We start from the raw sequence: 13,570 nt of genomic DNA, 5'->3' as shown, positions 1-13,570 counted from the left end.
GCCCGATGGCGAAAAGCACGGGATATCGTGGTCAGCGATGGCCGCCCTTTCACTCGCGGACTGGCTGCGCTCGCTGCCCGACGACGCTTTGAGCGGTCTGCTGCGCGCCCGGCGCGATCTCGCGACGCCCCCTCCGGCCGACTCCTCGGTGCTCGCCACTCGTGCCGGCACGGCGGGTTCGATCGCGCGTGCCTGCGAGAACCTCGACTCCGCCACGCTCGCCGTGCTGGAGACGCTGGTGGTGGCCGGGGCCGACTCCGGGCCGGTGAGCCGCGAGGAGGTGACCGAGCTTCTGGGCACCGACGTGGGGACGGCGCTGGACCGGCTCCGCGGCCTGGCCTTGGTGTGGGGCGACGACGACGCGCTCGCCATCGCACCGGCCGCCCGGGAGGTGTTCGGCCCGTTCCCGGCCGGCCTGGGCGCGCCCGCGGGCTCGGTGCCCGACCTCGCGGCCGTACTCGCCGAGGTGGGCGAGGACGAACGCGCGCTGCTCACCAAGCTCTCGGCGGGCCCGCCGATCGGCCGGACCCGCGATGCCGCCGCGGACGTGGCCCTGGAGGAGGCGCAGACGCCGGTGCAGCGGCTGCTCGCCCGGGGGCTGCTGATCCGGCGTGACGACCAGACCGTGGAACTGCCACGCGAGGTCGGGCTGGCGCTGCGCGGCGGCGCGGTCTACCCGAAGGAGTCGTTGAGCGAGCCGGAGCTGCCCACCAACCCGCACCAGCCGTCCACTGTGGATCAGGTGGCGGCCGGTGAGGCGATGGAGCTCCTGCGGCACCTGGAATCCCTGCTGCACCTGTGGTCGGCGCAGCCGTCGCCGGTGCTCAAGTCGGGTGGACTCGGCGTCCGCGAGCTGCGCCGCATCGCCAAGGAGCTCGACGTCGACGACACCAGGGCCACGCTGCTCGCCGAGCTGGCGCTCGGCGCAGGTCTGGTGGCGGCGAGCGACGACACCGCGCCCGAATGGGTGCCGACCACGCTCACCGACTCGTGGCTGTCGTCGCCGCCCGCGCTGCGCTGGCTGGGAGTCGCGCAGGCATGGCTGGACCTGCCCCGGCTACCCGGCCTTGCCGGCCAGCGGGACGCGCGGGACAAGGCACTCGCCCCGCTGTCGGAGGACCTGCGCCGCCCGCTGGCGCCGAGTGCGCGGCGCCGAGTGCTGGGTGTGCTCGCCGAGCTGCCGGGTGGCACGGGTGTGAAGGGTGTCGACGAGCTCGTGGCGCTACTGGCCTGGCGGGCGCCCCGGCGCGGTGGGCGGCTGCGCGACGAGCTCGTCCGCTGGACGATGGCCGAGGCGTCGGCGATCGGCATGGTGGCACTCGGAGCGCTGACGTCGGCGGCGGGCGCGCTGCTCGAGGATGATCCGCACGGCGCCGCGAGCGCGATGGCCGACGCGCTGCCGCGGCCCGTCGACCACGTGCTCGTGCAGGCCGATCTGACGGTAGTCGCGCCGGGCCCGCTGGAGGCAGATCTCGCGGCCGCGATCACGGCGGTGGCCGACGTGGAGTCGGCGGGCCACGCGACGGTGTACCGGGTGACCGAGGCGTCGGTGCGGAGGGCGCTGGACAGCGGGCGCACCGCCGACGAGCTGCACGAGCTGTTCCGCACCCGCTCGGCGACGCCGGTGCCCCAGTCGCTGACGTACCTGATCGACGACGTCGCCCGTAGGCACGGGCGGCTGCGTGGCGGGGCGGCCTCGTCGTTCCTGCGCTGCGACGACGAGGTGCTGCTGGCGGAGGTGCTCGGCACCCCGGCGGCGCAGGAGTTCGAGCTGCGCAAGATCGCGCCGACCGTGTTGGTGAGCCCCTATCCGCTCGCGGACATGCTCGACGGGCTGCGCGCGGCGGGCTTCGCCCCGGCGGCGGAGGACGCGGCGGGCCGGATACTCGACCTGCGCCCGAGCGGACGCCGGATCGCCGCGCGGGGCCGCCCGGTGCGCAGGACGGCGCCCCAGCAGAGCCCGATCAGCCCCGAGCAGCTCAAGGCCGTGCTGGCGCACATCCGGGCGGGGGACCGCGCCGCGACGACGAGGCGCGGCAAAACCGTGCGCCTGCCGGCGGGCGGTGGCTCGGACACGTCGGCCACGCTGGCACTGCTCGCCCAGGCGACCCGCGAGCAACGGGAGGTGTGGATCGGCTTCGTCGACTCCCACGGCACGGCGAGCCAGCGCGTGGTGACGCCGGTCCGGGTCGGCGGCGGCATCCTGGAAAGCTCGGACAACGAGCGCTACCCGCTGCACCGCATCACCTCGGCGGCCCTCGTCGAAGACTGACCTCCCGCCCGGCCCAGAAGGGAGCAAGGGAGCTTTACTCCCGTTTTCCGGGAGCAAAGGTCCCCTGCTCCCACTCAGAACCGCACGTGTGGGTGACGGGTCAGAGTGCGCGGAGCCCGTCGAGGATGCGGGTCATGAAATCGCGCGACGAGCGGTCCGTCAGCAACATGCCCGGCTGCTGGATCTCCACAGCACCGGCCGCGGCGAGGTCGTCGACGATCACCTTCGCCACGTTCAACGGCAGGCGCGAGTACGCGGCGACCTCCGCCACCGAGCGGACCTCGACACACAGGTCGCAGATGAACCGCTGCACGGTGGTCGCGGCCCCCAGGTAGCGGCGGCCCCGTTCGCTCGTCGTCACAAGCGACTCCAGCTGGAGGTCCTGTCCCGGCCTGGTCCGGCCCCCGGTCCGCGCGTACGGCCGCACCAGCGAACGGTGCTCGAACCGGGCCGGTCCGCGCGCGGGCTCCCGGCGAGTGAGCTTCGGCAGGCTCGTCAGATCGAACCGCTCGGGCGAGTCGAAGCCCTCACGGCCGGTCCCCTGGTGCAAGGCGTCCCATGCGTCCACGCGTTATCCACGCACCCCGCCCTGCAGCTGCGCCCGCAGTTCGGGCGTGAGCTGCTGGCCGACCCGATCCACGAGCAGCGTCATCTCGTAGGCGACCGTGCCGATGTCGGACGTGGGCGCGGCGAGCACCGCGAGACAGGAGCCGTCACTGATCGACATGAGGAACAGGTACCCGCGTTCCATCTCGACAACCGTCTGATTCACGTTGCCTGCCTCGAAGCATCGCGCGGCACCCAGCGTCAACGAGATCAGGCCGGAGGCGACGGCGGAGAGCTGGTCGGCCCGGTCCCTCGGCAGGCCGTCCGACGCGGCCAGCAGCAACCCGTCCGCGGAGACGACAACGGCGTGCGCGGCACCCGGCACCCTGCGCACGAAGTCGGTGATGAGCCAGCCGAAGCTGCCCTGCTGGGCCGAAGCCGTCACTGTCCCCTCCTCGCCTGCGCACACTGTTCCAGCGGCCAGACTATTAGCCAGGTCAAACCGGTCGCGGACAAGTCCCCCGTACGCGCGTGCGGTTCACGCGGGCGGCGGCACGACCCTGTGACCTGGCCCGGGGACTAACCGGCTTGCAGCGCGCTGTCGTGCGCGATGGCGTGCTGGACGACCGAGATCAGCACCTGCTTCGCCGACTCCCTGTCCCTGGCGTCGCACGCCATGATCGGCACCGACGGCGAGATCGTGAGCGCGTGGCGCACGTCCTCGATCTGGTGGTGGAGCAATCGGTCGAAGCAGTTGATCGCCACGATGTACGGCAGCTTCCGGTTCTCGAAGAAGTCGATGGACGGGAACGCGTCGGCCAGCCGCCGCGTGTCCACGAGCACCACCGCGCCGATCGCGCCGAGCGCGAGGTCGTCCCACATGAACCAGAACCGGTGCTGACCCGGCGTGCCGAAGACGTACAGGACCAGGTCGGAGTCGAGCGAGATTCGCCCGAAGTCCATCGCGACCGTGGTGGTCATCTTGTGCGGCGTGGCGGAGAGGTCGTCGACCGACAGACTCGCCTCGGTCATCGACGCCTCCGTAGTCAGCGGGGCGATCTCCGAGACCGCGCCGACCAGCGTGGTCTTGCCGACGCCGAACCCACCGGCCACCACGATCTTGGCCGACGAGGTCGGGCCGCTAGCCGCAGACGTAGTCGCGTCGGAGTCAAATTCTCCGAAGGCCACTGAGCACCCTTTCCATGAACTCGATACTGGGCCGGTCCCCCACCATGGAGGTCGCGGAGTGCACGAGCACCAGCCCGAGACCGGCAACGTCACCAACCAGAACACGCACCACGCCCAGTGGAAGCTTCAGGTGCGCGGCCACCTCCGCGACCGACCGGGTGTCCAGGCACAGCCCGCAAATCGACCGGTGCTCCGGCACGCGGACCCGCTCGAGCCTGCGACCCTGGTCGCTGGTCGAAACCAGTGCCTCAAGCGCGAGGTCGTAGGCGGGCTTGGTCCTGCCCTTGGTGCGGAAGTACGGCCGGACCAGGCCGGACGTGGTCTCGACAGGCCGTTCCGGCTCCACACTCGCCTGCCTCGGCACCGGGGACGGCACGAGGTCCTGCGAAGGCGGGCCGCCGTCGAGCGAACGCTCGGCGAACGCCGAGAAGGCCGCTGACTCGTCCGGCTCGACGAGCCCGCCGCCGCCCATGCCGTAGAGCTCGGAGCCGGGGCCGCTCATCAGCCGCTCCCGGTACTCGCTCACGTCGAAATCGGCAGGGCCCTGCGTGCCCGTGTCCAGCGGGCTGAGCCATTCCCCCGAATCCGTCGGCCGCCCGCTCGCCGGACCGTCGAACCGTGCGGGGCGCCAATCACGCTCACCCCGGTCGTCCCGATCGCGGTACGCCACGTCGTTGTCCGACTCGTCCGGCCAGCGTCCGGCCGGTCGGCCTCTGTCTAGTCGGCGGTCACCCCGCGAGTGCCCGGAATCCACGGCGGTCTCCTCAGTGTTTTCTCACTGTGCCTGTCGGACGCGTCGTCGCCGTGCGATCTGGCTGCACCGGCTCACCGCCGCACCGCACCCTGAAGCTGAGCACGAAGCTCCGGCGTCATCTGCTGGCCGACCCGATCGACCAGCAACGTCATCTCGTACACGACCAGCCCGATGTCACTGTCCGGCGAGCCGAGCACGGCGAGGCAGGACCCATCGGACACCGACATCAGGAACAGGAAGCCGTTGGCCATCTCGACCACCGTCTGCGCGACCGCGCCACCCTCGAAGACCTGGGCCGCGCCCCGCGCGAGGCTGGTCAAGCCCGAGGCGACGGCGGCGAGCTGGTCCGCCCGGTCCTTCGGCAACCCGCGTGATGCCGCGAGCAACAGGCCGTCGGCGGAGACCACGACGGCGTGCGCCGCGCCCGGCACGCGGTGCACGAAGTCCGTGATGAGCCAAGCGAAGCTTCCCTTCTGACCGGAGCCGCCCTGCTTCGGCGCCCCCGGCTGCGCTGCACCAGCCCGTGTCAACTCTTACTCCTTCGCCCCGTTGTCGGTGGACCGGTCGCCCGACCCGCTCGACGTAACAGAATCGAACTGTGTCCCTTCGGCCGACGGCTCCTTCAGCGCGTGGCGGCCACTCTGGTACCCGCGCTGGAAGCTCATCATGCGGTTGCGTGCCGCATCGGCCGATCTGGCGATGGCACCCTGCCCGGGCTTTCCGACCGTGGTGTCCCTGAACGCGTCGCCCTCGGCCGGCCGGATCGAGCCCGGCACCAAGTATGCGTTGGGCACCCTCTTGGGCAGGCCGGCGGGCGTGATCTCCTCGTCCTTCGACTCCAGCAGGGCGTGTGCCGCCTGCCACCCGCTGTCGGAGACACTCCGCCACTCGTCCTCGGAAGTGGCGGGTGGCTCCTCGGCATAGCTTTCCGGCTCCACTTGCTGCTCCGGTTCGGGCTGCTCCTGCTCCGGCTCTTCCTCGCTGAACCAGCGCGAGAGTACGGACTGATAGATCGGCAACCTCCGGGTCGGGACGTCGTCCTCCAATGCACTGCCGTCACCCCCGGCGGGTTCATGCTCGGCCGGTTGTTCCGGTGTGACCGGAACGTAGCGTGGTTCCCGCTTCGGCAGGGCGAGCGTGTAGTCACTGTCACCTGGCCCGTGCCCGCGGCCGTTGCTGGTCTCGGCTTCCGGCTGGTCGACCGGCCATTGAGGTTCCGGCTCCCGCTCCGGCGCGGGTGGCGGCTCCGGCGGCGCGGAGCTGACGAACGGGCCCGCCGCCCTGGTGGCGCCGCCGACCAGGTCGTCGAGGCTGATCGGCTGGTCCAGCGGCACCAGCCCGTTCGCGTCGCGCTGCGGCTCGCCCGAGGACGGCGAGGCCAGCGCCTGGGGGTTGGCAGGCGCGGGCGACGTCGAGGGCAGCTGGGTGGTCTCGGCCGGATCGGTGAGGCTCGTGATCGGCGGCAGCGACGGCGACGAGATGTCCTCGTGGGAGCCGTTGCGCTGGGCGCTGATCCTCGGCGACGCGACCGGTTCCTCCGCCTGCGGCGGGCTGGTGAGCAGCTCGGTCGGCACCACGACGCGCGCGATCACACCGCCCTCGATGTCCTCGTTCTCCCGCAGGCGGACCTCGATGCCGTGCCGTTTGGCGAGGCGTGCGACCACGTACAGACCCATGCGCCTCGTCACCGACACGTCCAGGTCCGGCGGATCAGCCAGCCGCTCGTTCGCCTCGGTCAGCTGCTGCTCGGTCATGCCGACACCGCGGTCGGTGATCTGGATGGCGAGCGCGTGCCGCCTCGTCACGACCGCGCGAACGCTGATCCTGGTATCGGGCTCGGAGAAGTACGTCGCGTTGTCGAGCAGCTCCGCGAGCAGGTGCACGAGGTCGTGGATCGCGCGGCCCTGCACCGCAACGTCCGGGATGGTCCCGACCTCGACCCTGGCGTACTGCTCGATCTCGGACACGGCGGCGCCGACGACATCGGCGGCGGGCACCGGCCGGGAGACCGACTTCGCGAGACCGGCGCCGGAGAGCACCAGCAGGCTTTCGCCGTTGCGCCGCAAACGGGTGGCGAGGTGGTCGAGCTCGAAGAGACTCGCGAGCTGGTCCGGGTCCTGCTCGTCGGCCTCGAGCTGGTCGATGACGCCGAGTTGCCGTTCGACCAGGCGCTGGCTGCGCCGGGACAGATTGACGAAGATGCCGTTGACGTTCTCGCGCAGGAGCGCCTGCTCGGCCGCCATCCGGATCGCCCGCTCGTGCACCACGTCGAACGAGCGCGCGACCTCGCCGATCTCCTCCCTGGTGTACACGGGCACCGGCGCGATGGCGTTGCGGGACGCCTCGATCGGGTTGGGGTCGGCGAGGATGCGCCGGACCGTCTCGGGCAGCCGCACGTAGGCGACCTCCAGCGCGCTGCTGCGCAGCACGCGCAGCGGCCCGAGCATGAGGCGGGCGATGGCGAGCATCAGCAGGAGCGCGGCGGCGAGCGCTGCGAGCACGATGCCCGAGTCGCGCCACGCGGCGGTGGTGGCCGAGTCGGCGAGGCTGCCCGCGTGGGCCCGCAGGTTGTCGAGCAGCTGCGACTCGACCGTGCGGAACTTGTCGAGCGTGACCGTCGTGTTGTTCGCCAGCTCGTTGCTGTTGATGAACAACGGCTCGTTCAGCTCGGCGCGGACGAAGGACTGTTCCCTGATCCGCTGCCGCCCGTCGACCTCCGGGCCGCTGACGGTGTCGGAGAACAGCTGGCGCTGCTCTGGTGAGGAGAAGGCGTTGAACGTCTCGACGGCCGCCTCACCACCGGCGAACGCGGAACGTGCCTGATCGAGCAGGTCGGCGGGGAACTCGTTGTGGAGAGCGGCGATCTGCAGCGCGGCGTCCTGCCGGGCGACGAACTCCTTCGCCTCGCTGACCGCCTGGATCGTCGTCCCCTCGCGGAGCAGGTCCTGGTCGGTGACCGCGGTGTTCACCTCGCGGCCGAGCCGGACCAGTTCGTCCAAAATCGACGAATAGGTGGACAGCGCGGAAACATCCGAGAACGGCGAGGAGTTGATGGCGTTGCGAAGGGGCGCCAGCGCGTCGAGCCGCTGGATGCCCCGGTCGTACCGGTCCCTGGCGGAGGGGTCCTCCGTTTCGATCTCGTCCGCGACGCCGCGCAGCTGCGACACGGCCCGATCGACCTGCAGGATCTGCGCGTCGAGGGCGCCGCGCCTCCTAGGGTCGCCGTTGGAGGCGACCGTGGCCACGGCCAGCGTGCGCTCGGCCTGCAGCTCGTGCACGACGGAGGTGATGCTGATGGCGAGATCCACCTGCTCCGCCGTCTGCTGGAACTCGTCGGCCCTGTCCAGCGCGTCGATCGCACGCAGGCCGCCGAGCACGAGAGCGGTCGCCGTCGGAATGATCAGCACCAGCGCGAGCTTCGAGCGCACGCGCCAGTTGCGTAGTCCCCGGCGAGAGCGCTCCTGTTCCGCGGCGCCTTCCGGGGCCGGCTGGGGAGCATTCGGCGCGGCAGGTGCGCCGGCGCCTGCCGCGCCGAGTCCTTCCTCCGCGTTCTGGTCGAGCACTACGAGCACACTCCCAAGACTCGAGCCAGCAGGTCCTCGGACATCCGCGGCTCGAACGGACGCCATCCACCAGATAACAAGCCTGTTCTCGGCACGACCGCACCACAGGGACAGGGCGACGGGGTTCGCTTCAGCGCCAGCATCGTGTCGGGGCCTTGCCCTTGCTCAACTCGCCGGACTACCTAGCTGACCAGGTAGTAGCTCGTCGCCGCCGTCTCGCCGACGTCTCCGACCTGCGGGAAACGCCCCGTCCGCTCAGCCATCACAGGCACTCTCTCACTGAAGTGGTGGTCTGTACCGAGTTCGCAGAGGCAGAGAGTAGCGAAGACCTCGTGAACATGTAACCCTTACAGGCGAGGGCTGTGCATAAGCACCAACAGGCCTACCGCCAACCGGCGCAACTTTCTTCGCGCCGAGCAGGACGAACACGTTAAGTAGCGCAGCTCACCCATTAGTTCGAACAATCTAGTGACGTGCGCCACTTGACCCGGGGTGGTGAACACCCATTGTGATGTGTTCACTCCGTTCTCTAGAGTGACCGCGTACTGCGATGGTCCGACTTTGAACCATCCTCCAATCCACTCAGTACACAACTACAGTGACCTCTTTGTTCCTCTAGGAGTTGGCCTTGCTTCGACAAACACTCCGCTTGGCACGAGGCTCCAGACGGCGCGCGAGGGTCGGTGTCTTCGCGACCGCCCTCGTCATGCTGGCCTCCACCAGTGGCTGCGGCATGCTGGGCGGATCCGACGACTCGTCGGAGGGCGGCAGCGGAAATCTGGAGAAGTCCAAGATCTCCGTGTCCGTCATGCCGACGATCGACCTCGCGCCGTTCCATCTCGCGATGAAGAACGGCTATTTCAAGGACGAGGGTCTCGACGTCGAGGTCGTCAACGCCCCCAGCGGCCAGGCGTCGCTGACGAAGCTCATCAACGGCGAAGTCGATGTCGCCTACAGCAGTTACACGCCCTTCTTCATCGCGCAGAGCAAGGGCGCGGCGGAGTTCAAGTTCGTCGCTGACGCCTCCTCCGCAGGACCGAAGAGCACCATGGTCGTCACGATGCCGAACTCCCCGGTGAAGAAGGTTCAGGACCTGCCCGGCAAGTCCGTCGCCATCACCAGCGAGAACACCATGTCCGACACGCTCACCAAGTCGGTAATGAAGACCAACGGTGTGGATTTCTCCGACGTGCAGTGGGTTTCGCTGCCGTTCCCGGAGATGGCGGGCGCCCTTCAGCGTGGTGACGTGGACGCGGCGTTCATGACCGAACCATTCATCACCTCCGCGGCCAAGACGATCGGCGCCGTGCCGGTGTTCGACACCGCGACCGGTCCCACCAAGGACTTTCCGACGGCGGGCTACGCGTCGCAGGCGCAGTTCGCCGACGAGAACCCGAACGTCGTCGCCGCATTCCAGCGTGCGCTGGACAAGGCCACCAGGGAAGCCGCCGACCGCAGCAAGATCGAGCCGCTGATGGTCGAGTTCGCGAAGGTGGACAAGGAGATCGCGTCGATGACGAATCTCCTGACTTTCCAGTCCAAGTTGGACGCTCAGCGCCTGCAGCGCGTTCCCGACCTGCTCCTGGAGTTCGGTGGTATCCCGGAGAAGATGGACGCCGCCTCGATGATCGCGCAGCCGGCGGCTGATAGTTAGTGCGCTCCCTGTACCGAAACCTGGCCGGCCTGATCGGCTTCTTCCTGATCTGGGAAGGAGCCGTGAGGGTCGGCCTGGTGCCAGAGCTGTTCGTACCGCCACCGTCCGAGGTGCTGTCGACCACGGTCCAGCTGCTCGGCCAGGAGCCGTTCATCCGGGACGTGATCGCCACGGTGCTGGCGTGGGCCATCGCGCTGGGGATCTCGATCGCCATCGCGGTGCCCGCCGGCCTGCTGCTCGGCAGCATCGCGTGGCTGCGCACGGCGACTCGGGCGATCGTGGAGTTCCTGCGGCCGATCCCGTCGGTGGCACTGATTCCGTTGGTGCTCCTCGTGGTCGGCGGCGGGCCGGAAGCCAAGATCACGCTCGCCGTGTACGCCGCGGTATGGCCGATCCTGTTCAACACGATCTACGCCCTCGCCGAGATCGACCCGGTGCTGATGGACACCGCCCGCGCCTGCGGCACGAGCCGCGCGCGCATGCTCACATCCGTCGCGCTGCCCCACGCGGCGCCGTTCGTCTTCACCGGCATCCGCATGTCCGCGGCGATCGCGCTGATCCTCGTTGTGAGCACCGAATACGTCGCCGGTGCGTCGAGCGGCCTCGGCAACTTCATCCTCGAGGCCAGCTCCGGTGGGACCAACATGGACCAGGTGCTCGCCGGAACGGTGGTGGCAGGCGTGATCGGGTACCTCATCAATGACGGCCTCGAGCGCGTTGGCAGGCGCATGTTCCGCTGGAACGAAGCCGTGGGGGAGGCTGCGAAGTGACCCAGGTGACCGAACGCGCCACGCGGCTTCGCAGCCAGGCGGCCGCCGGGATCTCCGGCTTCGCCCGCAACTGGCTCGTCTTCATCGGAGCCGTCGCGGTGTGGGAACTGGCGACCCGCCTCGCGGCGAGCGTCTTCTTCCCGCCACCGAGCGAGATCGTGGCCACGGCCGGGGAGTTGTGGTTCTCGGGACCCGCCTCGCAGCTGTTCCTCTCCGAGACCGTCTTCGACCACATCCTGCCCAGCATCGGCAGATGTCTCGGTGGGTGGGCCATCGCCGTGGTGCTGGGTGTCGGCCTGGGCACGGCGCTCGGGCGCTCGCGAACGGGCATGGAGTACGTCGGTCCGCTGTTCGCGTTCTTCCGCGCCATTCCGCCACCGACCCTCGTGCCCGTGTTCATGGTGCTGTTCGGGCTCGGGCCAGGAATGCAGGTGGCCACGATCATCTTCGGTGCGATCTGGCCGATCCTGCTCAACACCGTCGACGGCGTGCGCTCGGTGGACTCGGTGAAGGTCGACACGGCACGGTCGTTCCGGACGCCCGCTCCGTACTGGATCGGCATGGTGGTACTGCCCGCGGCACTGCCGAAGATCTTCGCCGGGCTGCGCCTGAGCCTGTCGATCTCGTTGATCCTGATGGTCGTGTCGGAGCTGATCGGTTCGCTGAACGGAATCGGGCATCAGCTCATCTCGTCCCAGCAGCAGTTCGAGTTTCCGCTGATGTGGTCGTGGATCGTGCTGCTTGGCATTCTCGGCTACGGTCTGAACGCGGTGCTGCTCGCCGTCGAGCGTCGCGTTCTCCGCTGGCAACCCACTCGGAACGACGATGCGTGACCGCCCGTTCCGTTTCCTCGCAACCCACAGGAGGCTGACGTGCCGACCATGCTCGAGGTGACCGGCCTCAACCACCGCTACGGCAAGGGCGACGGCGCTCATGTGGCCGTGCGAGAGCTGTCCTTCTCCGTCGACGCGGGCGAACTCGCCTGCATCGTCGGCCCTTCCGGCTGCGGGAAGTCCACGCTCCTGCGGTGCATCGCGGGGCTGATCCCGCCGACCGGCGGCTCGGTGCGGCTGCACGGCGACGAGGTGTCCGGTGTCCCGGACGACCTCGCCGTGGTGTTCCAGGACTACAGCCGGTCGCTCTTCCCGTGGCTCACCGTGGCACGCAACGTGGAGTTCCCGCTGCGCTGGCGGAAGCTGAGCAAGCAGGAACGGGCCGAGCGTGCCCAGGAGGCCCTCGACGCGGTGGGCCTCTCCGGTGTCGGCAAGAAGTTTCCCTGGCAACTCTCCGGCGGCATGCAACAGCGCGTCTCGATCGCCCGCGCTCTCGCCAGCAAGCCGGCTCTGCTGATCATGGACGAGCCGTTCGCGTCCGTGGACGCGCAGACACGGTTCGAACTGGAGGACCTGCTGCGGCGGGTCCAGCGGGAGCAGCAGAGCACGATCCTGCTGGTGACCCACGACATCGACGAAAGCGTCTACCTGGGCGACCGGGTGCTGGTGCTGTCGAAGTCGCCGGCGACGATCGTCGCGGACCTGGCCGTGGACCTCCCCGCAGAGCGGGACCAGATCGCCACGAGGGAGTCCGCGAAGTTCGTGACATTGCGGGGTGAGGTCGCGCGGCTGCTCCAGAGTGGACCGGCGGCACCGGCCACGACGGAAGAGGCGTCCGACGAGGTCACCGCCGCCGCGGACGCCGCTGAATGGGCGGCGACCGAGGAGGAGGCTGCCGAGACCGGCGGCGCCACGAAGGAGGCCCGCCACTGACTGGAACGGCATCACGTCACCCCAGTGCTCCGGCGAGCGCCACGGGGTCGTGGTAATCGCGCGACCACACGATCCGGCCATCGCGCACCCTGACCACGAAGATGTTGTGAACGGAGAGCTCGCGACCGCTCGTCGTGACGGTCACGTCGTAGTCACACTCGGCGACCACCACCTCTGGATCTGTGGTCTCGTACACGACGAGGTCGCGAGCGCGCATCCGCAGCGGAAGACCGGCCGCGCCAGCGAAATGCCTTCTGATCGCCTCGCGCCCTACGAGCCGTACCTCTCGTGGTTTGGCGAAGGGCTGTACCACCACCGCGTCCTCCGCGTAAAGCTCGGGCACCGTGTCCCATTCCTCGCACATGACACCGCACAGCTGCGCCTCGAAAACCTCGCGCGGGCTCCTGACTTCGGCCATCGGCCACCTCCCGGTAGTATCGGAGTCATGACTCCGCTTGAAGAATACGGAGCCGCGACTCCGGTTGTCAACGAGGTGCCGCGATGAGCCCGCGCGCGGACGCGCTTCGCAACAGGGCGAAGGTGCTCACCGCCGCCGACGAGGTGTTCCTCGAGCAGGGCACGACGGCCTCCACCGAGGAGGTCGCCAGGAGAGCAGGAGTCGGCGTGGGCACGGTGTTCCGGCACTTCCCGACCAAGGAGGCGCTTCTCGAAGCCGTCTACCTGGAACGGCTCCGGCAGGTCGGCGCGGACGCCGCCGAACTAGCCGCCGGCGACGACGCCGGAGCCGCCTTCCACGAGTTCTTCGAACGGCTCGTCGGGCAGTCAGGCCCGAAGCAGGCGCTGACGGAAGCGCTGGCCGCGGCGGGTGTGGACGTCGCAGCCACGGACTCCCCCGTGCGCCAGGAGATCCGCGAGTCGCTGGCCACCCTGCTCGAACGGGCCCAGCAGGCGGGCAAGGTGCGCGAGGACGTCGGAGTCGACGAGGTGATCGCCCTGCTCATCGGCGCGAGCCAGGCTACGAGGTGGACCACCGACGTCTCCATGCGGGGCCGCACACTCAACGTCATCCTCGACGGGCTGCGCCCGCACTGAGCAC

At 69.4% G+C, this 13,570-nt stretch carries 13 protein-coding genes; 6 read left to right on the top strand and 7 right to left on the bottom strand.

The window, feature by feature from the left end:
- The first annotated feature begins 37 nt into the window (after positions 1-37).
- Positions 38-2,272 carry a helicase-associated domain-containing protein gene (locus tag DI005_RS37190; protein ID WP_113645124.1) on the top strand — a complete coding sequence of 745 codons (2,235 nt, stop codon included), beginning with the start codon at positions 38-40 and terminating at the stop codon, positions 2,270-2,272.
- A gap of 100 nt (positions 2,273-2,372) precedes the next feature.
- Here the strand turns inward: DI005_RS37190 and DI005_RS37185 are convergent, their stop codons facing one another.
- From DI005_RS37185 to DI005_RS37160, 6 genes are all read right to left on the bottom strand, one after another.
- Complete coding sequence (locus tag DI005_RS37185) at positions 2,373-2,840, bottom strand: DUF742 domain-containing protein (RefSeq protein WP_112264527.1); 468 nt, start codon at positions 2,838-2,840, stop codon at positions 2,373-2,375.
- A 3-nt stretch (positions 2,841-2,843) separates the two neighbouring features.
- Positions 2,844-3,263 carry a roadblock/LC7 domain-containing protein gene (locus tag DI005_RS37180; protein WP_110343253.1) on the bottom strand — a complete coding sequence of 140 codons (420 nt, stop codon included), beginning with the start codon at positions 3,261-3,263 and terminating at the stop codon, positions 2,844-2,846.
- 134 nt (positions 3,264-3,397) lie between these two features.
- Positions 3,398-4,006, bottom strand: coding sequence for an ATP/GTP-binding protein (locus DI005_RS37175; RefSeq protein ID WP_110343252.1), 609 nt, complete (start codon positions 4,004-4,006; stop codon positions 3,398-3,400).
- Positions 3,987-4,760: a DUF742 domain-containing protein gene (locus tag DI005_RS37170; RefSeq protein ID WP_199543547.1), complete on the bottom strand. Its 774-nt coding sequence runs from the start codon at positions 4,758-4,760 to the stop codon at positions 3,987-3,989. The genes DI005_RS37175 and DI005_RS37170 overlap by 20 nt, the downstream gene beginning before the upstream one ends.
- A gap of 71 nt (positions 4,761-4,831) precedes the next feature.
- Positions 4,832-5,290, bottom strand: a complete 459-nt coding sequence (locus DI005_RS37165) for a roadblock/LC7 domain-containing protein (RefSeq protein ID WP_110343250.1) — start codon at positions 5,288-5,290, stop codon at positions 4,832-4,834.
- A 3-nt stretch (positions 5,291-5,293) separates the two neighbouring features.
- Complete coding sequence (locus DI005_RS37160) at positions 5,294-8,389, bottom strand: nitrate- and nitrite sensing domain-containing protein (protein ID WP_113645123.1); 3,096 nt, start codon at positions 8,387-8,389, stop codon at positions 5,294-5,296.
- Between the two features lie 640 nt (positions 8,390-9,029).
- Here DI005_RS37160 and DI005_RS37155 point away from each other — a divergent pair.
- Genes DI005_RS37155 through DI005_RS37140 form a run of 4 tightly spaced genes read left to right on the top strand, consistent with a single transcriptional unit; the run spans position 9,030 to position 12,513 of the window.
- A complete protein-coding gene (locus DI005_RS37155; RefSeq protein ID WP_112264719.1) occupies positions 9,030-9,977 on the top strand; it encodes an ABC transporter substrate-binding protein in 948 nt (315 codons plus the stop codon).
- Positions 9,977-10,747, top strand: a complete 771-nt coding sequence (locus tag DI005_RS37150; protein ID WP_112264531.1) for an ABC transporter permease — start codon at positions 9,977-9,979, stop codon at positions 10,745-10,747. Before DI005_RS37155 ends, DI005_RS37150 begins: the two co-directional genes overlap by 1 nt.
- A gap of 5 nt (positions 10,748-10,752) precedes the next feature.
- The gene (locus tag DI005_RS37145; RefSeq protein ID WP_199543569.1) at positions 10,753-11,580 is read left to right on the top strand and encodes an ABC transporter permease; all 828 of its coding nucleotides are present in this window, start codon (positions 10,753-10,755) and stop codon (positions 11,578-11,580) included.
- A gap of 48 nt (positions 11,581-11,628) precedes the next feature.
- Entirely contained in the window at positions 11,629-12,513 is an 885-nt protein-coding gene (locus DI005_RS37140) for an ABC transporter ATP-binding protein (protein WP_199543567.1), read from the top strand.
- Between the two features lie 16 nt (positions 12,514-12,529).
- On the opposite strand, the gene DI005_RS37135 is transcribed toward DI005_RS37140, so the two are convergent.
- The gene (locus tag DI005_RS37135) at positions 12,530-12,931 is read right to left on the bottom strand and encodes a nuclear transport factor 2 family protein (protein WP_113645122.1); all 402 of its coding nucleotides are present in this window, start codon (positions 12,929-12,931) and stop codon (positions 12,530-12,532) included.
- 83 nt (positions 12,932-13,014) lie between these two features.
- Here DI005_RS37135 and DI005_RS37130 point away from each other — a divergent pair, with 83 nt between their 5' ends.
- Positions 13,015-13,566 carry a TetR/AcrR family transcriptional regulator gene (locus DI005_RS37130; RefSeq protein ID WP_113645121.1) on the top strand — a complete coding sequence of 184 codons (552 nt, stop codon included), beginning with the start codon at positions 13,015-13,017 and terminating at the stop codon, positions 13,564-13,566.
- Positions 13,567-13,570 lie beyond the last annotated feature (4 nt).

This window comes from Prauserella sp. PE36, assembly GCF_003311655.1.
Taxonomy (GTDB): Bacteria; Actinomycetota; Actinomycetes; order Mycobacteriales; family Pseudonocardiaceae; genus Prauserella_A; species Prauserella_A endophytica.
Note: the sequence above shows the minus strand (reverse complement) of the source record. Positions and strands in the feature narration are given on the sequence as shown.

Coding starts and splice junctions, on each gene's coding strand:
- DI005_RS37155 (WP_112264719.1), top strand. CDS start 9,030: ATGCTGGCCTCCACCAGTGGCTGCGGCATGCTGGGCGGATCCGACGAC.
- DI005_RS37140 (WP_199543567.1), top strand. CDS start 11,629: ATGCTCGAGGTGACCGGCCTCAACCACCGCTACGGCAAGGGCGACGGC.
- DI005_RS37160 (WP_113645123.1), bottom strand. CDS start 8,389: ATGGCGTCCGTTCGAGCCGCGGATGTCCGAGGACCTGCTGGCTCGAGT.
- DI005_RS37130 (WP_113645121.1), top strand. CDS start 13,015: ATGAGCCCGCGCGCGGACGCGCTTCGCAACAGGGCGAAGGTGCTCACC.
- DI005_RS37135 (WP_113645122.1), bottom strand. CDS start 12,931: ATGGCCGAAGTCAGGAGCCCGCGCGAGGTTTTCGAGGCGCAGCTGTGC.
- DI005_RS37190 (WP_113645124.1), top strand. CDS start 38: ATGGCCGCCCTTTCACTCGCGGACTGGCTGCGCTCGCTGCCCGACGAC.